Below are 18,923 nucleotides of genomic sequence, written 5' to 3'. Positions count from 1 at the left end.
CCGTTGACGCCATGGCGCTGAAGTATTCGTTCAAGGCCAGGCTGTGGCACTATCCGGAAGAAGCCGGATGGTACTTTCTCACGCTTCCGGAAGACCTTGCGGCAGAGATCCGGGAGGACACGGCGCCATTTCGTCGCGGCTTCGGCTCCGTCAAGGTCACGGCCACCGTTTCCGGGCAGAGTTGGTCCACATCGCTCTTCCCGGACAGCAAGAGCAGTTCCTATCTTCTGCCCGTCAAGAAGGCAATCCGGGTAGCAGCAGGCATCGGTGTGGGCGACCAGGTGCACGTCCGCCTCGGGGTGTCCGAGGCAGACTGACCGCGTCCGTAGGCGGCTGGATCCCCATGTCCCCGGCAAACCGCACGTTTAGACTGAATCAATGGCTACCCTGAGAGCCCTCCGACCCTTCGCCCACCGCGAATACCGCGTGCTGATCGCGGCCCTGGCCATCTCGATCTTCGGTTCCGGCATGTGGGCCGTGGCCATGGTTTACCAGGTGATCCACCTCGGTGGCGGGCCCCTTGAACTGTCCCTCGTGGCCACGGCCGCGAGCGTCGGACTTGTCGCGTTTGTGCTCGCGGGCGGGATCGCCGCGGACCGTGTGCCGCAACGGCTGCTGATCATCGCCGTCGAGGGCACCAATCTGGCCGTCATCGGCGCCATCAGCCTGCTGGCCATGACGGGCGCATTGCAGCTCTGGCACCTCGCCCTGGGCGCGTTCGTCCTGGGCGTGGGCGCCGCGTTTTTCTTCCCTGCGTACTCGGCCATACTGCCGCGCATCCTCCCGGCCGACGATCTCCTGGCGGCCAACGGCATGGAGGGCACCATGCGGCCCATCCTGCAGCAGGCCGCCGGTCCGGCCGTCGCCGGTGTGGTGGTGGCGGCGCTCTCGCCCGCGTGGGCGGTCACCGGGGTGTCGGCCTGCCACCTGCTGGCGTTCATCATCCTGAACTTCCTTGGAAGGCACGCGCTCGACGCTCCGCCGAACGGCGCCGTCGACGGCGGGGCTTCGGGCGACGGCGGGGCTTCTCGCGCCAGTGGCGGGGCGGGCGGCAAGCCCGCGAAGACCTCGTTCTTCCATGACCTGCGCGAAGGCGTTGCCTATACGGTCCGCACGCCCTGGCTGCTGTGGACGCTCATCTGGGCGTGCCTGTCCGTGCTGTTCCTGATCGGGCCCATCGAGGTGCTGATCCCGTTCGTCGTCAGGGACCAGCTGGGCGGCGACTCGCGCATGTTCGGGTTCCTGCTTGCCGTCATGGGCGTCGGCGGGGCGGCGGCATCCCTCGCGACCGCCTCGTTCAAGCTCCCCCGGCGGTACCTGTCGGTGATGATCGTGTCCTGGGGCGTCGGCACCCTGCCGCTGGCCGCCGTCGGGATCATGGACAACTTCTGGGTGCTCGCGGCCGCGCTGTTCATCTTCGGCGCCACCGGCGGCGTGGGCATGGTTATTTGGGGCACGCTGCTCCAGCGCCGGGTGCCGCCGCATCTGCTGGGCAGGGTGTCGAGCCTGGACTTCTTCGTGTCCCTGGCACTCATGCCGGTGTCCATGGCGCTGTCCGGACCGGCCGCGGCCGTGGTGCCGATCTGGCTGATTTTCCTGGGCGCCGGGCTGGTGTGCCCCATCATGGCCGTGGTGGCACTCTTCGCCGCGCGGATGACAACGGACGAGATCGAGAACCCGCTGGATTCGAACCCGGTTCCGGTTCCCGCTCCCGCTCCCAGCGACGAGCCTGAGGACGAATCAGCTGCCCGCTCTCGGGATTGATGAGGCGCGCGTCGATCTTGGCCGCGTCGACACCAATCGGAGCGAGGCCGGGATGCCGCAACTATCCATGGGTGACGGGACCGCGTCAACGCGGCTACTTCCCCAGCTCAGGAGTCGTGGCGAAGTTCAAGGACATGGGCAAAGTTCTGCAGAAGTGTAGGTTCTTCGGATACAAGCCGCTTTTGGGCTATGCGAACGACGTCAACCGTGGTCTTCCCGGTGACACGGACTAAGGGGAACCTGTCCTCGACCACTTCCCAGTGCGCTCCGGCAACAGCATGGGTGAGCACATCTCCGTAGAACATTCCGATGGGCCGGGCAAGTTCTGCCGACTGCTCCCCATTCACGTTGCTCCCGATGAAATCATCGACGGCGGCAAGGCCCGCCTCCGAGCGCGGCAACTCAAGTCCTCTCGCTTTGAAGACGGCAAGAAGTTCGTCATACCCTCCGACGTCTGTCAGCGCCTGCACAGATGGTGGCGCGTCCTCTGGGTTGTACTCGGCATGTCCCTTTGGCAGTCCCGCCGGTAGGAGCTGCGGCGGTTCAGCCGAATCGTCCGACCCACTCATGGCCAAAGGCTACGCCTGATTCGGTACCTCGGCGTCCCGCACCCCGCCCGAACTACTGGATCACCTGGGAACCACTGCAGACACTCGACCTGATCCTGCGTAGCGTGGAGGCAACCGCGCAGATGGGAGGGCCGGCATGCGATGGATCAAGGGCTTTGGGAGGAATCCGTGGCCACGCGATATGGCGATCCGCGTCAACGATCACCCGCAGCAGCTGCACCAGCTCTTGTTTGTCCGGCACGCGTGGTCGATAGCGGCCGAGGCTGACGTCCCGGAACTCTGGCCGGTCCCGGACCCTGGCACTTCCAAGATGCCGGACCCACCCGGGGCCACGGTGTGGGAGGAACGCTGGCAAGCCGCCTGGAAGCGGGCATGGGATTGGTTCGACATCGAGGACCACAGCCAGCAAGAGCTGGCAACGCCGGCGTTCATCCGGGAAGCCACGAGGCCGGGGCAGGACCTCAACCCCGTCATTCCGCCGTTCTGGACATCCGAATACGGGATGGACGGCCTGGATTACGCCGCGTTCAGTGCATGGGATTCGTGCCTGATCCCGAGCTTCCCCTCGACCGCGGAACGGCGGAGCCTTCCGGACCTGATCCCCGCATGGGAGAGCGGCATCGTCCTGCCCTACGCCGACTACTTCGCCAAGCGCATCAGCCGCCGGCACCTCGTCGTTTCCGCGGTAACGAGGAACGACGAGGAGAGCTACGGCCGGGCCCTGAGGACCAGGATGTAAGCCGCGCCTCCCAGCTTGAGCCGCGTTGATCCAGCCGTGGAATGCCACCCGACCGCTGCAGACACGCTGCCCGGCGCTGTGTAGCCTGAAGCCATCGCAGCACCTCTGCACGGAAGGATGTGCCACATGGCCGCCGGAACCAAAGACGACCCCTGGCTGCTGACCACGCCTCCGGGTTCGTCCGACTACACGATGTACAAGGACGAGGCCGCCGACCCTCCGGCAATCGTCTGCCAAGTGGGCTCCACCAAGCTGCTGTACCATCTCCGGGCCATCGAGGACCTGCACGCCTGGCTCACGGAGCAGGGCGACTGGGTTCCGCTCGGCGCCGCGGACGAAGGCAAGGATGCCGCCGAAGGCAGCGTTGAAGCCTGGGGCCGCGACGCCGGCAATCCTGTGGGCGGTTGGTACGGCCTCCGTAAGGGCTACCGCGGCCGTTTCGGCATGTACATGCCGCCGTTGCTGGAGGTGCTCGGCCTCGCCGAACTCACGCACGAGAAGCGGAACAACAGCATGCGGGCCATCGCGCCCAAGTAGCCGCCCCGGCGGTCAGGGCCTTAGGTGAGGTTCGACGACGGCACGCGCCCGCCGTCGTCGTCTGCCTCTTCGGCGGGTCCCTTCACCGCGCGTACCGAATGGGGAAGCTGGGCCAGCACGGCTTTGCGCAGCGCCAGGAAGAGCAGCACCAGCCCCGCCGTGAGCAGGATGTGGCCCATGCCCGCGATGCCGGACAGCGCCTTGGACGAGGCATCTACCCCGGCCACCACCATGGACCCCTTCACCAGCATGATGCCGCCTGTGATGACCACGCCCGCGTTCCAGATACCGAAGAACCACGCGCTCAGTTTCGGTGCCGCGGCGGAGATCCGGAAGAGCTGTTCGAGCGCCAGCACAATGAGCAGGACGATGAAGCCCAGGACCAGCCAGTGCGTGTGCACCAGGCCGAGCTGGGAGTCGCCGGAGAAGCCGTTGGCCTTGGTGAATTCGCGATAGTAGAGGCCGGAGAGGACGCCGGCGGCGGCATAGCTGAAGGAGGCGTAGAGAAGTTTTTTCACCCTTCAAGTCTTCCGGCGCCGCAGCGGCCAGGCATCAACCGTTCGGTTGACTTTGGCTGGCGGGTGGCGCGGTGGTCTTGCGAAGGACCAGGTGTGGCGTTCCCACGAAGTGGGCCGGCGGGCCGGAGCCTTCCAACCGATCGATGGCCCGCTCCACGGCGGCGGCGGCCAGGAGGGGTGCGTCCTGGCTGATGGACGATAGCTGCACGTAGCTGAGCCGCGCGAACTGGCTGTCGTCATAGCCCAGGACGGAAACGTCCTCCGGGACCCGAAGCCCTGCGGCTCGGAGGCTCTCGATGACGCCGAGGGCGCACCTGTCGTTGAAGGCGATGACAGCGGTGGGCATGTTGTCCCTCAGCTGTATCCCGGCTTCCATGCCGGCTTCTTCATATGGCCCGCCAGGAATATTCTGGGGATCCAGCCCCCGGGCGAGCATCTCCTGCCGGAAGGCATCGCGCCGTTGGGCTGCCGAAACGGCCTCGCCGCCGTCCACATGGGCGATGCGTCGGTGCCCCAAGGACGTGAGATGCTCGACGGCGATCCGGATGCCTGCGTGGTCGTCGCTGCTGACGGAATCGACGGACTCACCGGCATCGTCGCGCAGCAGGCTGACCACGGGGATCCGGGCCGTGTACCCCGCCAGTTGCCGCACGCCCAGTGTCGGCGAAATCAAGATCAGGGCCTCGCAGCCAAGATCCAGAAGGGCCTCCACCGCACGAGGTTCGGGACGTCCGTTGGCCACCGCGCTGAGGGCGATTTCGTAGCCGCGCAATTGGGCGGCCGCATAGGCTGCGTCCACGATTTCGGAGTGGAAGGGCTGCGAGGTGGAGAAACTGACGCCCAGCAGCCGTGTGCGGCTGCTGCGGAGGAGCCTGGCTCGGCTGTCCGGCCGGTAGCCGAGCGCCTGCGCTGCTTCCTGCACCCTGCGCCGCGTGGCGTCCGAGGCCCCTGGCACGTCACGCATGACGATCGAGACCAGGGCCCGCGACACACCCGCAGCCTCGGCCACATCCATTAGCGTGGGGCGGCGCTTCCCGGTCATGGTCCTCCTCTTTCCCAGCCAGTCTATAGAACGATCCAGGGCAGCCTCCGGACAGGCATGATCACCACCGCTGCGCTCACGAGGCTTAGAACAACAGCCCAAGTTCGGCCGAATCGGGCGGGTTGGCTCCGGGTCTGGAACAGGTGATCGCCGCGGCACTGTTGGCGTAGGCGGAAAGTGCCTTCAACTCATCCAAGGTGAGGCTGTGCAGTCGTTGCCTTCCGCCGCGGCCCAAGGCTCCAAGCTGCGCCAGGCCCGAAATGAGGCCAGACATGAACGAGTCACCAGCCCCCACGGTATCCGCTACGGTGACGCTCTCGGCGGCCATCTCGACCCGTCCCTGGCGCGTTAGGAGGACCGGGCCCGCTGCTCCCCTGGTTAGCGCCACCAGTGCCGGGCCAAGTTGCAGCCATGCCGCCAACGCCCGCTCCGGTGTGCTGTCCGGATAGAGCCAGAGAAGGTCTTCGTCGCTGGCTTTCACGATGTCGCTGGCCGCTACAAACCGTTCCACCTGAGCCCGCGCCGAGTCCGCATCCGGGCTGATGGCAGGGCGGCAGTTGGGATCGTAACTGATGGTGGCGCGCTCCCGCGTTGCCTCCACGAACGCCAGCGTTGAGCGGTCGCCTGGTGCCAACATGGCAGCAATCGACCCCGTGTGGACATGGGTGGAATCCCGAGCGGCCGCCGTGATCGAAGCCCCCTCGATATCCCAGCTGATGTCAAAGACGTAAGTTGCGGCCCTGTCCAGGCCAAGGGTGGCGGTCGCCGTTGAGGTCGGTGCAGTTCCACCCTTGAGCACGGCGACACCGTTGGATTTCAGGTGCTCTTCGAGCATGCGCCCGTGAAGGTCATCGGCGTAGTGCGTCACAAGCCTCGTCCCCAGGCCCAGCCTTGCTGCCCCGACGGCAACGTTCAGGGGACTGCCGCCCGGGTGTGCTTGGGATCCGGGTTGGCGAGGGTCCCTGATGATGTCGACGAGCGCCTCCCCGATGACCGTGAGGACTGGGCTGTCCCGCAGTTCCCTGTGATTCATCGGCCCGGGTACACCACTGCTTTGAGCTGCCCGGGCTGCTTGCCCGCCTTGAGCGCGGCCTCGGATTCGGCCAGGGTGAATTTGCCCGTGACCAGGATGTCCAGGTCCACCTTGCCATCGGCGAGCAGCTGGATGGCCAGCGGCCAGGTGTTCGTGTACCGGAAGACGCCGGACAGCCAGATCTCGCGGTTCTGGATGTAGGAAACAGGGAGTTCGACGTCGTCCGCGCCGAGCCCCACCAGGATCACGCGGCCCGCGGGTCCGACGGCTTTGATTCCGGAACGGACCGCCTGAGGCGCGCCGGAAGCGTCGATGAAGGAATCGACGTCGAGCCCTTCCACGCTGTCAGTCTTCGCGTTCAGCGCGTGCGTGGCGCCGTGTTCCAGAGCGAACGCGAGGCGGTCCTCGGCGATGTCCGTGATGTAGATCTCGCTCGCACCGAAGGCACGAGCGGCCTGAGCCGCGATGATGCCGATGGGTCCCGCTCCAGCGATCAGGACCCTGCTGCCCGGCTTGATCTGCGCACGTTCGCAAGCCCAGAGCCCCACCGAGAGCGGCTCGATCAGCGCAGCCGCTTCGTCGCTGACGTTGTCCGGGATGTCGTACGCGAAGTCGCTCTGGATGGTGACGTACTCGGCGAAGGCGCCGTCCACCGGCGGGGTTGCGTAGAACTTTATCTCAGGGCACAGGTTGTAGCGCCCGGCCTTGCACTGCTTGCAGCTGCGGCATGGGCGTTGGGGCTCGACGGCGACCCTCGCACCTATGCGGGCCGGGTCCACGGCACTTCCGACGGCGGCAATCCTGCCGGCGAGTTCGTGGCCGAGGATCAGCGGGTGGTCCACCACGAAGTCGCCGATCCGGCCGTGCTCGTAGTAGTGGACGTCGCTGCCGCAGACGCCGACGGCCGAAACCTGCACCAGGACCTGGCCGGCCTCAAGGTTCGGTATTGGCAGGGTTTCCATGGTCATCTCACCTTGGCGCTGCAGGATGGAAGCGCGCATGGTGGCCGGCAGTTCGGGCTGTCCGAGCAAGGGAGTCTGGGTGGTTGAGGTTGTCATGGTGGAATCCTTCGAAGTGTGAGGGGGCTGGCTGCGCTACTTGACGGCGCCGAGGGACAGGCCCTGGACGAGCTTGTCCTGCGCGGCGAAGCCGGCGAACAGTACAGGGAGTGAAATCACGACGGCGGCGGCACACACCTTCGCGAGGAAGAGGCCCTGTCCTGAGACGAAGCCGGTCAGGAAGACGGGGGCCGTACCGGCGACGACGCCGGTGAGCACCCGGGCTAGCAGCAATTCGTTCCAGCTGAAGATGAAGCAGATCAGCGCGGTGGCTGCGATGCCGGGCATGGCCACCGGGGCGACGACCTTGCGGAGCGTGAGGATGAGGTTGGCGCCGTCGATCTGGGCTGCCTCCAGCATTTCCACTGGGACCTCGGCAAGGAAGGACCGCATCATCCAGACCGCGATGGGAAGGTTCATGGACGTGTACATGAGGATCAGGAACCAGATGTTGTCCAGGGCACCAACGGTTCTGGCGAAAAGGTAAAGCGGGAGAATCGCGGCGACCACGGGCATCATCTTGGTGGAGAGGAAGAAGAACATGACGTCGGTCCACTTCTTCACCGGCCGGATGGAGAGCGCATAGGCTGCCGGGATGGCCAGGACCAAGACGAGGACGGTGGACAGGATCGAGGCAGTGGCGGAGTTGATCAGGGGCGGCCACGGGCTGACGCCGGACGTTTCTCCGAAGAACGCCTTGTAGGCGTCCAGGGTGAGGTTCGCCGCGATGGAGGGCGGGTTGGTGGCCGCGTCGGTTTCGGAGTGGAACGACGTCAGGATCATCCAAAGGACCGGTGCGGCGAAGAGCAACGCCAACAGCCAGGCGGCAAGTCCGGCGGCCGTGTTGTTGCGCGAAGGGTCCATGCGGGACTTGCCCCGCCGGCCGATTCCTGGAAGGGAACTTGTCTTGGCGGGCGTAGTGCGGGCTGCGGAAGGCGTGAGTGTGCTCATCGCGCTGCCTCCTTCTTGAAGAGCGAGAATACGGTACGCAGTGCGAAGGTCGCGACGATGATGGTGCCGATCACGACGACCACGCCTGCTGCGGAGGCCAGGCCGTACTCGTTGGCGAAGTAGAACGTCTGGTAGATCGCGTAGGGCAGGTTGGTTGTGCCCAGTCCGCCCGCGGTGAGCGTAAAGACGGCGTCGAAGTTCTGCACGATGTAGATGGCCCCGAGCAGGCCGCCGAGTTCCAGATATTGACGCAGGTGCGGCAGGGTGAGGTGCCGGAAGATGGCCCACGGCGTGGCACCGTCCATCTGGGCCGCTTCCACGGTGTCCATGGGCCGCGACTGCAGGCCTGCCAGCAGGATGAGCATCATGAACGGGGTCCACTGCCAGACCAGGGACACGATGACGGCCATCATCGGCGCCTGGGACAGCAGGTCAAGCTGTGGTGGGGTGTCACTGCCGAACAGGGACCACATCCAGGTCAGGACACCGTTGATCAGCCCGTACGTGGGGTTGAGCAGGGCGTGCTTCCAGATCAGCGCCGCCGCAACAGGGACCACAAGGAAGGGCGCGATGAGCAGCGTCCTTGCCAGGCCCCGGCCGACGAACTTCTTATCGAGCAGCAGGGCCAGGCCGAGTCCGATGACGAGGCTGGCCAGCACCACGGAGACCGTCAGCAAGATGGTGGTGAAGATGGCTTGGCGAAGGTCGGCGTCAGTGAGAACCGTGATGTAGTTCTCAAAGCCGGCGAATCCGGTCTTGTTGGGACTCAAGCTGTTCCAGTTCAGGAACGAGATGATCAGGGTCACCACAAACGGGAGCTGCGTGACGATGATGAGGAAGACCAGAGCCGGAAGCAGCGGCGCACGCCGTGCCCAGGCCAGTGCGCGTTCCTTCGAGCGCGCGTTTCTTGAAGGTTTGGCTGCGTTGTGTCCCGGGCGGGAGACGCGCGCCGTTGCGGTAGTCATGATGTTCTCCTGCGGTTCCGTTATTGCTTCTTGTACTTGTCGCCGACTTTTTGTGCGGCTTCCTGGCCCTTTGCCAAGGCATCGGCCACGCTCCCCTGCCCGGCGATGGCAGAACTGACACCCTGCGAGACCTTGGTGCCCAGGGCAGCAAATTCGGGAATGCCCACGAACTGGATGCCGACGGCGGGGCGTTCCTGTGCGCCTGGGTTCTTCGGGTCGGCGTTCTCAATGGCGAAGCGTTCGGCTTTGAAGAACGGCGCCGCGTTCTGGAAGTCCGTGTTCTCGTAAGTGGAGATGCGCTTGCCGGAAGGAACCTTCGCCCAGCCGAGCTTGGCGGCGACCAGTTCTTCGTATTCCTTCGAGCTGGCCCAGGCGATGAACCTGGCTGCGGTTTCCTGCTTCTTTGAGGCCGCTTGCATGGCCCAGGACCAGGTCCACAACCAGCCGGAGGACTTCGTCTTCTTCACAGGGGCCTGGGCGTAGCCGATCTTGCCCTTCACAGGCGAGGCTTCGGCCTCGAGTGCTCCAGCGGCCGAGGTGGCGTCGTACCACATGGCTGCTTTGCTCTGCGTCAGGTTGTTGAGGCATTCCGTGAAACCTGCCTGTGCTGCACCGGCTTCACCGTGTTCACGGACCAGCTTGGTGTAGAACTCTGTAGCTTCAGTGAACTCGGGAGAGTCGACCTTCGCGTTCCAGTCTTTGTCGAACCACGTACCCCCGAACGTGTTGACGACCGTTGTCAGCGGTGCGAAGACCTGGCCCCAGCCCGGCTGGCCGCGCAGGCAGATACCCTTCATGCCCGGTTCGGCGCCGTCCACCTTGGCGGCAAGATCGGCCACTTCATCCCAGGTTGGCTTGTCCGGCATGGTCAAACCCTTGGCGTCAAAGACGTCCTTGCGGTACATGAGGAAGGAGGACTCCCCGTAGAACGGTTCCCCGTAGAGCTTGCCGTCTGTGCCGGTGAGGGACGCCGTGTACGCCGGAAGGATGTCGGCCTGGTTGAATTCGGGATCCTTGGCAACGTCGTCGAGCGGTGCCAGCCAGCCGTTGGCCGAGTAGAACGGGATCTCGTAGTTGGACAACGAGGCAACGTCGTACTGACCGGCCTGGCTGGAGAATTCCTGGCTGATCTTTGCCCGGACATCGTTCTCCGGCAGCACCGTGTAGTTGACCCTGATGCCGGTTTCCTTGGTGAAGTTGTCCGCAGTGAGCCTCTGCAGGTCTTCCATCTGGGGGTTGTTGACCATCAGTACGTTGATGCTGTTCCGGTCACCTGCCCCCGCTCCGCCGCCCGCGCCGGCACAGGCCGTAGCGGATAGCGCGATGCACAGGGCGCCTGCTCCAAGGGCTGCCACACGTGTTTTTGGGCGCATTGAGGACTCCTTCGTTCTTCATGGGGATGCTCAGCCGCCGTACTCCGACTGCTGCGTGGAAGTACAGGACTGGGACGAAGCATTCCTCCCGGACATCCGGGGCGCCTCGCTGTATTCCTCAACATTAGGCGTGTGGGGTGGGGCACAACTAGCGCCCTTGATGACGCATACTGATACTTATTTTCCCGATCGCAAAGTGAGACCAACCATGACTTCCGCAAACCCGGGTGATGGCGCAGCGACCCGGCTCGCCCAAAGGCTCCTGGGAATGCGCGCCAATCGCGAGGTCATTCCCGAAGACCCTAGCCACTCGGTCCGCTGGCATCAGCATGACTATCCCAGCCCAGTGGCACGCTGGAACTACCACCCCGAATACGAGATCCACCTGCTCCGCAAGGGCGCCGGGAAGTTCATTGTGGGAGACCACATCGGCACTTTCGAAGCCGGACAGGTCGTTTTGGTCGGGTCCGGACTCCCCCATGACTGGGTCAGCGACCTGGAGCCCGGAGAAGTCCTGGAAAACCGGGACGCAGTGATCCAATTCGACGGCAAATGGGTGGACCAGGCCGCTTCACTGATTCCTGAACTGACCGAGGTCAAGCCCCTGTTGGATCAATCGGCACGTGGAATCGAGTTCCTCGGAGCAACCGCAACAGGGGCGGCAGCCTCCATCGAAGCCATGGGAACATCCACCGGCATGGAACGCCTGCACCACCTCATGCGACTCTTCACAATCCTCACCCGGGCGCCCCAGGACGAACGCCGCTACCTGGCGGATGAGTGGTTCCGGCCGCAACTGGACGGTCAGGCGGAGGCCGTGGTGGACATAGTCCTCGAATACGTATTCACCAACCATGCCGGCACGGTCACGATGTCAGAAGCGGCAGCCATGGTGGGAATGGCAGAACCGACATTCTCCAAGTACTTCAAGCGCGCCACGGGCCAGAACTTCAGCGATCTCGTCAGGAAACTGAGGCTGGCGCACGCACGGCGGCTGTTGGAAGCCAGCGACAAAGCCGTCTCGGACATCTGCTATGAGGTGGGTTTCACCAATCTGTCCAACTTCAACCGGCATTTCCTCAAGGACACTGGCGAAACACCCCGGCAATACCGGCAGCGCTTGCAGGGCTGAACCGGCGAGCGGGCGCCGTCGTGCAGTAATCAAAACTAGAACGATCTAGACGCGGGCCTCACAGGCGTGCAACCATAGGCTGACTAGAACGATCTAGCCCTGAATCGAGGAGCCCCATGACGTACCTCCAGCACCCGGTCAACGAAGACCGGCCCGTCCGCATTGCCGTGATCGGGGCCGGCTGGATCGGCAATTTCCATGCCGAGTCCATCGCACGCCGCATCCCGAACGCACGCCTTGAAGCCATCGCCGATCCCGTCCTGCCCGCGCTGGAGTCCCTGGCGGGCAGGCTCGGCGTGAGCAAGATCAGCACTGACCCCGCCGATGTGCTGGCTGACCCGGACGTGGACGCCGTGCTCATCGCGGCCCCGCTGCGCTTCCACTCCGAGCTCATCGCGGCGGCCGCCAAGGCGGGCAAGGACGTCTTCTGCGAAAAGCCCGGCGGGCGGACCATTGCGGAACTGGACGCAGCGATTGAAGCGGCGGACACCGCCGGCGTCGTGCTTCACTTCGGCTTCAACCGCCGCTACTCCGCCGATTTCGCCGCCGCCCGCAAACTCATCGATGACGGCGCGGTGGGGGTCCCGCAACTGCTCCGCTCCCTCACGCGCGACCCCGGAACCGAGGCCGGACTCAGCAACCCTGAACGGATCGCCCCAGGCACGATCTTCCTGGAAACTCTCATCCACGATTTCGACACCCTCAACTGGCTGAACCCGGGCACCATTCCCGTCAAGGTCCACGCCGTGGCCGACGCCCTGGTGGCGCCCGAGGCCAAGCCCGGCGGCCTCCTGGACACGGCGGTCGTGACGGTCACCTACAGCAACGGCGCCATCGCCGTGGCCGAGGCCAACTTCAACGCCCTCTACGGCTACGACGTCCGTGGCGAAGTGTTCGGCTCCGCCGGAATGGTGACGGCAGGCGGCCCGCAGGCCAGCAACGCGACCAGCTACACGGCAGCAGGCATCGGCTCGGACACCGTACGGCTCAACGTGGACCTCTTCCACGACGCCTACACCGCAGAACTCGCGCACTTTGCCGACGCCGTAAAGGCGCGCCGAAGCGGCGCTCCTGAGGACATCACGACGGCGGCAAACGCACCTGCCGCTGCCGGCGGAACCGACGCGCGCAACGCCCTGGCCGTGGCCCTGGCGGCCTTCAAGTCAGCGGAAACCGGGCTCCCCGTCCAGGTGTCCTCGATCGCGGAACTGCAGGCCGCCGAGACTGCGCCCCGAGGTGCAGCGGTGTTGCAGGAGGCCGGAGCGTGAGCTTCCGCCTGTCCGTCTGCGCCGAAATGGTCTACGGCGAGCTGCCCCTGCTCGACCGCGTCCGCCGCATCCACGAGCAGGGACTCGAGGTGGAACTCTGGGATACCCGCGGCCGCGACATTCCAGCACTGGCGGCCACAGGCGCCCGGTTCTCGTCGATGACCGGCTACTTCGGCGGCAGCGTGATCGACCCAGCCAATGCCGATGAAGTCCTGGCCTCCGCGGAAAAGCTGATCCTCACGGCACTGGAGCTCGGAGTCGAGCGCATGGTGGTTCATCCCGCCGAACTCGGCGAGGGCGGTGTCGCCGTCCGGCCTGCGCAACGCGCCACGGGAGAGATGTGGCTGACCGGCCTGCGCACCCTGGAACGGCTGGGCGCACTGGGCGCAAAGCATGGCATCACCTTCGCCCTGGAGAACCTGAACACCGTCCTCGACCACCCGGGCATCCCCCTGGCGAGGGCCAAGGACACGCTGGCACTGGTGCAGGCCGTCAACCATCCCAACGTGAAGATGATGCTGGATCTCTACCACGCGCAGATCGGCGAGGGAAACCTGATTGAACTCGTGAGGGCCGCGCAGCCATGGACCGGCGAAATCCAGGTGGCCGACGTTCCCGGGCGCTGCGAACCCGGGACGGGAGAAATCAACTATCCCGCCATCGCCAAGGCCCTCAACGAGGCTGGTTATTCCGGCGTGATCGGGCTGGAGGCCAGCGCTGTTGGTGGCCAAGGAATCGAAGCCGGGGACGCAGCGCTGGCCGCCTTCCGCGCCGCCTTCTCCTGATCCTCACCCAACTGAGTCGCAGCAGGTGTCGTTTTGGAGGCTCAAAACGACACCTGCTGCGACTACTTGGGCCGGCGTCGCCTCAGGCCTGGCGCGGCCGCAGCAGCAGCGCTCCCGCATTGGCCGCGACGATCAGCGCAATCCCGGTCCACTGCCCAAGGTTGAGTACCTGGTGCAGGGCCACCGCGCCGATGATCGCGGCGAACACGGGGTTGATGCTCATGAGCACGCCGAACAGCTGGGCCGGAACCCTGCGCAGCGCGATCAGGTCGGCCACGTACGGCAGCACGGAGGCCAGGATGCCAGCACCGACGGCGCAGAGGACGGCAAAGCCGTCCAGCGGCCGGCTCAGGAAAATCACGACGGCGACCGGCAGGAACAGGGTGGCTGACACTCCGGATGCGGCTGCTGTTCCCTGGATGCCCGGGATGCGCTGACCCACGGTCCGGTTCAGCAGGATGTAGGAAGCCCAGCTGCACGCGGCGACCAGTCCGAGGCCAATGCCGGCGAAATCCATGGACGCGTCCGGCTGGGTAATCGCCACTACACCGATGCCCGCAGCAATGGCGCACAGCACGCTGCTCTTCCGGCGCGAGCTGATCAGCGCAACGGCCAGGGGCCCGAGGAATTCCAGCGTTACTGCCAGTCCCAGCCCGATCCGCTGGACGGACGCGTACAGGCAGAGGTTCATGGTCCCGAACACCACGGCGAGGAGGAGGACGGGCCACCACTGCCGCCAGCTCAGATCACGGAAACGGGGCCGGACGATCGGCAGGAGCACCGCGGCTGCCACGAGCTGGCGGACCGCAACAACGCCCAACGGTCCCATGGCCGGGAACGCCAGCGAGCCGGTGGCGGCGCCCAATTGGTTGGACAGTGAACTCGCAATGAGCGTGGCCACGCCACGCACGCTGCGCGGCTGCCCGCCGGAACCAGTCGCCGGGCCGGAAACGACTACTGCAGTGCTCTCGATCATGAGGGAATTCTGCGCCCGTGGCACGGATCCGCTAAATGCATGAACGGCCCTATTTATGCGGTGGGTGCATGAATAAGATGGGCCCATGAGCGTTGAACTGCGGCAGTTGCGCTGCCTGGTGGCAGTAGTGGAGGAAGGCACGTTCACGGACGCCGCCATCGAGCTGCGCATGTCCCAGGCAGCGGTGTCCCGCAACATCGCCGCTCTGGAGCAGACGCTCGGGGCAAGGCTGGTGGAGCGCACCACCCGGAGCGTGGGCCTGACCCCCGGCGGCGAGCGCGTCCTGGCCAAGGCGCGGCGCATCCTGTCGCTCCTGGAGGACCTGGAACGGGAGGCCCGCGCCGGCGCGGGGAAGATACGCATCGGCTACGCCTGGTCCGCCCTGGGCGAGCACACCACCGAGTTCCAGCGGCGCTGGGCCGCCACGTTCGCCGACACGGAACTTCAGCTCATCCGCTCCAACAGCCCGACGGCGGGACTCACCGACGGGACCACCGACTTCGCCATCCTGCGGCGCCTGCCGGAAGCGGCCGCCGTCGGGCACGTCCGCATTGGTGCGGAAAGGCGCTACTGCGCCATGTCCTCCGAGGACCCCCTGGCACCCAGACGCTCGGTGACCCTCGCGCAGGTTGCGGAGCGGCCGCTCGCCGTTGATGTCCGCACGGGCAGCACCACCCTGGAGCTCTGGCCCGAGCATGGCCGCCCCCAGGAGGTGATCGCCATCAGCGACATCGACGACTGGCTGACCCTGATCGGCAGCGGCAAGGCACGCGGCATCACGGCCGAGTCAACGGCGCACCAATATCGACGGCGAGGCGTGGTCTACCGCCCGGTGCGCGACGCGCCGCCCGTGCCCGTCTACGCGGCGTGGTCCACAAAGGATCCGCCGCGGGAGCGCGAGCAAATTGTGGAGTTGCTGGCAGGGCTGTATGGCTTGGTTAGGATTCCGCCGGACTGATGACGGTTGCATCGGCAGGCATCTTCGCTGCGGCAAAGCCGCCGCAGCGAAGATGCCGCGTGTCCCGTGTTAGCTGGCGGCGGCGGGAAGGTCTGCCACCACCCACATCTTGCGAAGCGTTTCGTGGATGAGCCAGGTACCCTCCCACCCGGCGGGTGTCACGAACAACGATCCCGGTCCGACGTCGAAGCTGCTTCCATCGGCTTCGGTGATGGTCGCGGTTCCGCTGAGAATCTGGCAGATTTCGTCATACCCGGGCCGGGTGCTCTTGAACGTCCCCGGAGTCACCTCCCAAATGCCCGTCTTCAATCCCTCCCTGGCCCAAAGGCGCAGGGACACCTCGGTCTGTCCGGGTGTGGTGGAGGTCTCCTTCAGAACGTGTTCACCCGGGTTCTCGGTATTTGCATTACTCATGACGGTCGCCTTGACCATGGTTTCTCCTTCTCGGGCTGAGCCCTGCATTGGGATGCCGGTCTCCGTTGAAACGGCACCCGAGCAGTCTAGCAATTGTCAACAATCGACGATAGAGTGAATCAAGAGTTTTTATCCCTTCGCCCGAGAAGGCCTCCAGGGGCCGCTCCGCGTGCGGATTAGAAAGGCAGACAAGAATGCGACAAAGTGGTCGTGACGCCAAGCATGTGTCCGTGTGGACTTCCCTCCAGCCCGGTGACATCGTCACCCTTTACCGTCGCGGCGTGCGTTGCCACAGAGGCACCGTCGACGAACAAACAGAAGATGGCCGAACGATCTGGGTGATTGACGGCATCGGTGATCGTCGCCTGTTCCACATAGAGGACGGCTACGAACTTACTCACTACTGACGATGTCTTCGCCTAATGAAAGTCCTGGGTGGCACACCGCAGAATTCCAGGATCCGCGGCGTGGGAGGTGTGATGAAAAAGCGTTCGGATGACGTCCACCCGTTGACCGCCTGGCCATGCACCTTTCGTCATGGCATCCTGCTCTGGCGCCCTCCACGAGGGCGGCGTACCTTCAACAATGAAGATGGAATCCGGGACCTGCGACGATAGCCAGCGGTATCGACGGCGTTTCGGACCAATGCGTCGAGGGAGCCTGAATTGGCTGGGTGGAACGCGGACACGGCGGCCGGTCCCCTTGGGGCCGGGACAGTGACGCTGGTCGAAGGATCCAATTTCTGCATTTCCCTGCCAAACGGAGACATTCACCCTGAACATCCGCACGGGGCATTCTTCCATGACACGCGGATCCTCTCCCGGTGGAATCTGACGATTAATGGACAGACGCTGGAGCCGTTGACCGCGCAAACCAAGGAAGCCTACCGGGCACTCTTTGTGGGGCGCGTTCCTCGCGCGGACGGGTATGCGGACAGTCCCCTGATCGTGGAGCGGCTGCGGGAAGTCGGTGCGGGCATCCAGGAACAGATCACTATTCGCAACTACTCGCCGGAGCCCGCCCCATGTGACATTTCTTTGAGCCTTGAAGCGGACTTCGCTGACCTTTTTGAAGTGAAAGAAGCCAGGATCCAGCGGCGTTGGGAGCAAACGCGCCAAGCGGCCGGTGACTCGCTAACCATCCGGGGTGTCTGGAACGAGGTCCGAAAAGGCATCCTGGTCCAGGCGCCGGGAGCCGAAGTCACGGAAGGCACTTTCAAATATCGTGCCTTGATCGCACCGCACGGCCAGTGGAGTACGGTTCTCACCGCTGTTCCGAGCAACGAAGCAGCAAGTCCTCCGCCGCCGTCGTTCGTCCACGCTGACAGTGACGAACTGTCGCCCCGCGACCGGCGCCGGCAGGAATGGGTGGCAAAGATTCCCGTTGTCCAGATCGGAAACCGTTCCGTTGAGCGGACTCTCCGGAGAAGCTACGACGACCTGGGCGCCCTGCGCATCGAGGACCCTGTGCATCCTGATCGCGTCGTGGTTGCCGCCGGCGCCCCATGGTTCATGACATTGTTCGGCCGCGACTCGCTGTGGGCATCGGAAATGGCCATGCCGGTGGATCCTTCGCTTGCCTTGGGCACCCTGCAGACCCTGGCCGATCGACAAGGCCGCACAGTAGATCCGCTGAGCGAGGAGGAACCCGGAAAAATACTGCATGAGGTCCGTCTCGATGTTTCCAGCGAACTCGCACTCGGCGGAAAATCCATCTACTACGGCAGCGTTGATGCCACGCCGCTGTTTGTCATCGTTCTGGGTTCCGTGAGCCGCTGGGGCTTCGCCAAGGACACCATAGCCAAACTGCTCCCCCACGCGGACCGGGCTTTGGAGTGGATCCGCGACTACGGCGACAAAGACGGCGACGGATTCGTTGAGTACGAGCGCCTCAACCCGCGGGGACTGATCAATCAGGGCTGGAAGGACTCCTGGGACGGCATCAACTTCGCCGACGGCCGATTGGCTGAACCCCCTATTGCCTTGTGCGAGGTTCAAGCCTACGTTTACGACGCGTACATGGCCCGTGCCTGGATGGCGTACGACGCCGGTGACCGGGCTTTGGGCACAGAATTCGCCGACCGGGCGGCCCGGTTGAAAAAACAGTTCAACGAGCAGTTCTGGATGCCTGATCGCGGCTACTACGCCATCGCCCTGGACGGCGAGAAGCGTCAGGTTGACTCATGTGCATCCAACATGGGGCATTGCTTGTGGGTGGGCTTGGTCGATCAGGACAAGGCCCCCTTGGTGGCCGAGCGGCTGATGTCTCCGGAAATGTTCAGCGGCTGGGGAGTGAGGACCCTGGCCAGTGACATGGGGGCCTATAACCCGGCCAGCTATCACAACGGCTCAGTGTGGCCCCATGACAATGCGGTCATCGCGGCCGGACTCATGCGATACGGGTTCGTCGAGGAGGCGCAACGGATCGCAACCGCTCTCCTGGAGGCGGCAGAGTTTTCGGAAGGACGGCTGCCGGAATTGTTCTGTGGTTTTGACCGCCAGCAGCTCGCAGCACCTGTGCCCTATCCGACGGCTTGTTCCCCCCAGGCCTGGGCAGCCACCGCACCAATCCAGTTGGTGACCAGCATGATGCGGTATGACACGCACGTTTCGCGGGGCGGATTCTGGATGGATCCGGTGCTGCCGGCGTCCTACGGCGATCTTCACATCAGCAATGCGCCAATGGCCGGCGGCCGGATAACCATCGACGTCGTCAATTCCACGCCTACGGTCCAGGGCCTGCCTGAGGGAATGGTTTTCCACCAGGGTCATCGCCCGTGGCTGGCCGAGCTGGTGGAACAGGCGGGATTGGATCGGAACCTGTAGCCGCCGCACGCGCCCT

At 64.8% G+C, this 18,923-nt stretch carries 20 protein-coding genes; 10 read left to right on the top strand and 10 right to left on the bottom strand.

The genetic code is table 11. The features are described 5' to 3' along the window. The first annotated feature begins 11 nt into the window (after positions 1-11). Together NVV90_RS01580 and NVV90_RS01575 are read left to right on the top strand one after the other, a co-directional pair. Complete coding sequence (locus NVV90_RS01580) at positions 12-317, top strand: DUF1905 domain-containing protein (RefSeq protein WP_258439451.1); 306 nt, start codon at positions 12-14, stop codon at positions 315-317. Between the two features lie 61 nt (positions 318-378). Then, complete coding sequence (locus tag NVV90_RS01575; RefSeq protein ID WP_258439450.1) at positions 379-1,764, top strand: MFS transporter; 1,386 nt, start codon at positions 379-381, stop codon at positions 1,762-1,764. Positions 1,765-1,871: 107 nt separating this feature from the next. Here NVV90_RS01575 and NVV90_RS01570 read toward each other — a convergent pair whose 3' ends face one another. Beyond that, positions 1,872-2,333 (bottom strand): DUF6278 family protein, encoded by a 462-nt coding sequence (locus NVV90_RS01570; protein WP_258439448.1) that lies wholly within the window; start codon positions 2,331-2,333, stop codon positions 1,872-1,874. 136 nt (positions 2,334-2,469) lie between these two features. On the opposite strand from NVV90_RS01570, the gene NVV90_RS01565 reads away from it, so the two are divergent. Together NVV90_RS01565 and NVV90_RS01560 are read left to right on the top strand one after the other, a co-directional pair. Then, entirely contained in the window at positions 2,470-3,072 is a 603-nt protein-coding gene (locus tag NVV90_RS01565) for a hypothetical protein (RefSeq protein WP_258439447.1), read from the top strand. A gap of 126 nt (positions 3,073-3,198) precedes the next feature. Then, entirely contained in the window at positions 3,199-3,609 is a 411-nt protein-coding gene (locus NVV90_RS01560; RefSeq protein WP_258439446.1) for a DUF6855 family protein, read from the top strand. Positions 3,610-3,629: 20 nt separating this feature from the next. Here the strand turns inward: NVV90_RS01560 and NVV90_RS01555 are convergent, their stop codons facing one another. From NVV90_RS01555 to NVV90_RS01525, 7 genes are all read right to left on the bottom strand, one after another. Then, positions 3,630-4,127: a DUF2871 domain-containing protein gene (locus NVV90_RS01555; RefSeq protein ID WP_258439445.1), complete on the bottom strand. Its 498-nt coding sequence runs from the start codon at positions 4,125-4,127 to the stop codon at positions 3,630-3,632. A 34-nt stretch (positions 4,128-4,161) separates the two neighbouring features. Beyond that, entirely contained in the window at positions 4,162-5,169 is a 1,008-nt protein-coding gene (locus tag NVV90_RS01550; RefSeq protein ID WP_258439444.1) for a LacI family DNA-binding transcriptional regulator, read from the bottom strand. An 85-nt stretch (positions 5,170-5,254) separates the two neighbouring features. Further along, positions 5,255-6,202: a carbohydrate kinase gene (locus NVV90_RS01545; RefSeq protein WP_258439443.1), complete on the bottom strand. Its 948-nt coding sequence runs from the start codon at positions 6,200-6,202 to the stop codon at positions 5,255-5,257. Continuing rightward, on the bottom strand, positions 6,199-7,260 hold the full coding sequence (locus NVV90_RS01540) for an NAD(P)-dependent alcohol dehydrogenase (RefSeq protein ID WP_258439442.1): 1,062 nt from the start codon (positions 7,258-7,260) through the stop codon (positions 6,199-6,201). The genes NVV90_RS01545 and NVV90_RS01540 overlap by 4 nt, the downstream gene beginning before the upstream one ends. A gap of 36 nt (positions 7,261-7,296) precedes the next feature. After that, positions 7,297-8,211, bottom strand: a complete 915-nt coding sequence (locus NVV90_RS01535) for a carbohydrate ABC transporter permease (protein ID WP_258439441.1) — start codon at positions 8,209-8,211, stop codon at positions 7,297-7,299. Beyond that, positions 8,208-9,176: a carbohydrate ABC transporter permease gene (locus NVV90_RS01530; protein ID WP_258439440.1), complete on the bottom strand. Its 969-nt coding sequence runs from the start codon at positions 9,174-9,176 to the stop codon at positions 8,208-8,210. The genes NVV90_RS01535 and NVV90_RS01530 overlap by 4 nt, the downstream gene beginning before the upstream one ends. A 20-nt stretch (positions 9,177-9,196) precedes the next feature. Further along, positions 9,197-10,549 carry a sugar ABC transporter substrate-binding protein gene (locus NVV90_RS01525; RefSeq protein ID WP_258439439.1) on the bottom strand — a complete coding sequence of 451 codons (1,353 nt, stop codon included), beginning with the start codon at positions 10,547-10,549 and terminating at the stop codon, positions 9,197-9,199. A 208-nt stretch (positions 10,550-10,757) separates the two neighbouring features. Between NVV90_RS01525 and NVV90_RS01520 the strand changes: the two genes are divergently transcribed. The 3 genes from NVV90_RS01520 (at position 10,758) to NVV90_RS01510 (ending at position 13,734) form a co-directional block, all read left to right on the top strand. Then, on the top strand, positions 10,758-11,681 hold the full coding sequence (locus tag NVV90_RS01520) for an AraC family transcriptional regulator (RefSeq protein WP_258439438.1): 924 nt from the start codon (positions 10,758-10,760) through the stop codon (positions 11,679-11,681). A 116-nt stretch (positions 11,682-11,797) separates the two neighbouring features. Continuing rightward, a complete protein-coding gene (locus tag NVV90_RS01515) occupies positions 11,798-12,949 on the top strand; it encodes a Gfo/Idh/MocA family oxidoreductase (protein ID WP_258439437.1) in 1,152 nt (383 codons plus the stop codon). Further along, positions 12,946-13,734, top strand: a complete 789-nt coding sequence (locus tag NVV90_RS01510) for a TIM barrel protein (RefSeq protein ID WP_258439436.1) — start codon at positions 12,946-12,948, stop codon at positions 13,732-13,734. The genes NVV90_RS01515 and NVV90_RS01510 overlap by 4 nt, the downstream gene beginning before the upstream one ends. 82 nt (positions 13,735-13,816) lie before the next feature. Here NVV90_RS01510 and NVV90_RS01505 read toward each other — a convergent pair whose 3' ends face one another. Beyond that, on the bottom strand, positions 13,817-14,710 hold the full coding sequence (locus tag NVV90_RS01505) for a DMT family transporter (protein WP_258439435.1): 894 nt from the start codon (positions 14,708-14,710) through the stop codon (positions 13,817-13,819). 85 nt (positions 14,711-14,795) lie between these two features. Here NVV90_RS01505 and NVV90_RS01500 point away from each other — a divergent pair, with 85 nt between their 5' ends. Beyond that, on the top strand, positions 14,796-15,668 hold the full coding sequence (locus NVV90_RS01500) for a LysR family transcriptional regulator (RefSeq protein ID WP_258439434.1): 873 nt from the start codon (positions 14,796-14,798) through the stop codon (positions 15,666-15,668). Between the two features lie 69 nt (positions 15,669-15,737). Here NVV90_RS01500 and NVV90_RS01495 read toward each other — a convergent pair whose 3' ends face one another. Next, positions 15,738-16,082: a cupin domain-containing protein gene (locus NVV90_RS01495; RefSeq protein ID WP_258439433.1), complete on the bottom strand. Its 345-nt coding sequence runs from the start codon at positions 16,080-16,082 to the stop codon at positions 15,738-15,740. Between the two features lie 230 nt (positions 16,083-16,312). Between NVV90_RS01495 and NVV90_RS01490 the strand changes: the two genes are divergently transcribed. Beyond that, complete coding sequence (locus NVV90_RS01490) at positions 16,313-16,489, top strand: hypothetical protein (RefSeq protein ID WP_258439432.1); 177 nt, start codon at positions 16,313-16,315, stop codon at positions 16,487-16,489. A gap of 258 nt (positions 16,490-16,747) precedes the next feature. Beyond that, positions 16,748-18,907, top strand: a complete 2,160-nt coding sequence (locus tag NVV90_RS01485; RefSeq protein WP_258439431.1) for a glycogen debranching N-terminal domain-containing protein — start codon at positions 16,748-16,750, stop codon at positions 18,905-18,907. Positions 18,908-18,923: the final 16 nt, after the last annotated feature.

The organism is Arthrobacter sp. CJ23 (assembly GCF_024741795.1).
GTDB lineage: Bacteria > Actinomycetota > Actinomycetes > Actinomycetales > Micrococcaceae > Arthrobacter.
The sequence above is the reverse complement of the archived record's forward strand: the minus strand, read 5'-3'. Positions and strand labels throughout refer to the sequence as shown.

What these genes read in the sequence shown, in the direction of transcription:
- NVV90_RS01580 (WP_258439451.1), top strand. Translation starts at nt 12, where the DNA reads ATGGCGCTGAAGTATTCGTTCAAGGCCAGGCTGTGGCACTATCCGGAA.
- NVV90_RS01575 (WP_258439450.1), top strand. Translation starts at nt 379, where the DNA reads ATGGCTACCCTGAGAGCCCTCCGACCCTTCGCCCACCGCGAATACCGC.
- NVV90_RS01570 (WP_258439448.1), bottom strand. Translation starts at nt 2,333, where the DNA reads ATGAGTGGGTCGGACGATTCGGCTGAACCGCCGCAGCTCCTACCGGCG.
- NVV90_RS01565 (WP_258439447.1), top strand. Translation starts at nt 2,470, where the DNA reads ATGCGATGGATCAAGGGCTTTGGGAGGAATCCGTGGCCACGCGATATG.
- NVV90_RS01560 (WP_258439446.1), top strand. Translation starts at nt 3,199, where the DNA reads ATGGCCGCCGGAACCAAAGACGACCCCTGGCTGCTGACCACGCCTCCG.
- NVV90_RS01550 (WP_258439444.1), bottom strand. Translation starts at nt 5,169, where the DNA reads ATGACCGGGAAGCGCCGCCCCACGCTAATGGATGTGGCCGAGGCTGCG.
- NVV90_RS01545 (WP_258439443.1), bottom strand. Translation starts at nt 6,202, where the DNA reads ATGAATCACAGGGAACTGCGGGACAGCCCAGTCCTCACGGTCATCGGG.
- NVV90_RS01540 (WP_258439442.1), bottom strand. Translation starts at nt 7,260, where the DNA reads ATGACAACCTCAACCACCCAGACTCCCTTGCTCGGACAGCCCGAACTG.
- NVV90_RS01535 (WP_258439441.1), bottom strand. Translation starts at nt 8,211, where the DNA reads ATGAGCACACTCACGCCTTCCGCAGCCCGCACTACGCCCGCCAAGACA.
- NVV90_RS01530 (WP_258439440.1), bottom strand. Translation starts at nt 9,176, where the DNA reads ATGACTACCGCAACGGCGCGCGTCTCCCGCCCGGGACACAACGCAGCC.
- NVV90_RS01525 (WP_258439439.1), bottom strand. Translation starts at nt 10,549, where the DNA reads ATGCGCCCAAAAACACGTGTGGCAGCCCTTGGAGCAGGCGCCCTGTGC.
- NVV90_RS01520 (WP_258439438.1), top strand. Translation starts at nt 10,758, where the DNA reads ATGACTTCCGCAAACCCGGGTGATGGCGCAGCGACCCGGCTCGCCCAA.
- NVV90_RS01515 (WP_258439437.1), top strand. Translation starts at nt 11,798, where the DNA reads ATGACGTACCTCCAGCACCCGGTCAACGAAGACCGGCCCGTCCGCATT.
- NVV90_RS01505 (WP_258439435.1), bottom strand. Translation starts at nt 14,710, where the DNA reads ATGATCGAGAGCACTGCAGTAGTCGTTTCCGGCCCGGCGACTGGTTCC.
- NVV90_RS01500 (WP_258439434.1), top strand. Translation starts at nt 14,796, where the DNA reads ATGAGCGTTGAACTGCGGCAGTTGCGCTGCCTGGTGGCAGTAGTGGAG.
- NVV90_RS01495 (WP_258439433.1), bottom strand. Translation starts at nt 16,082, where the DNA reads ATGAGTAATGCAAATACCGAGAACCCGGGTGAACACGTTCTGAAGGAG.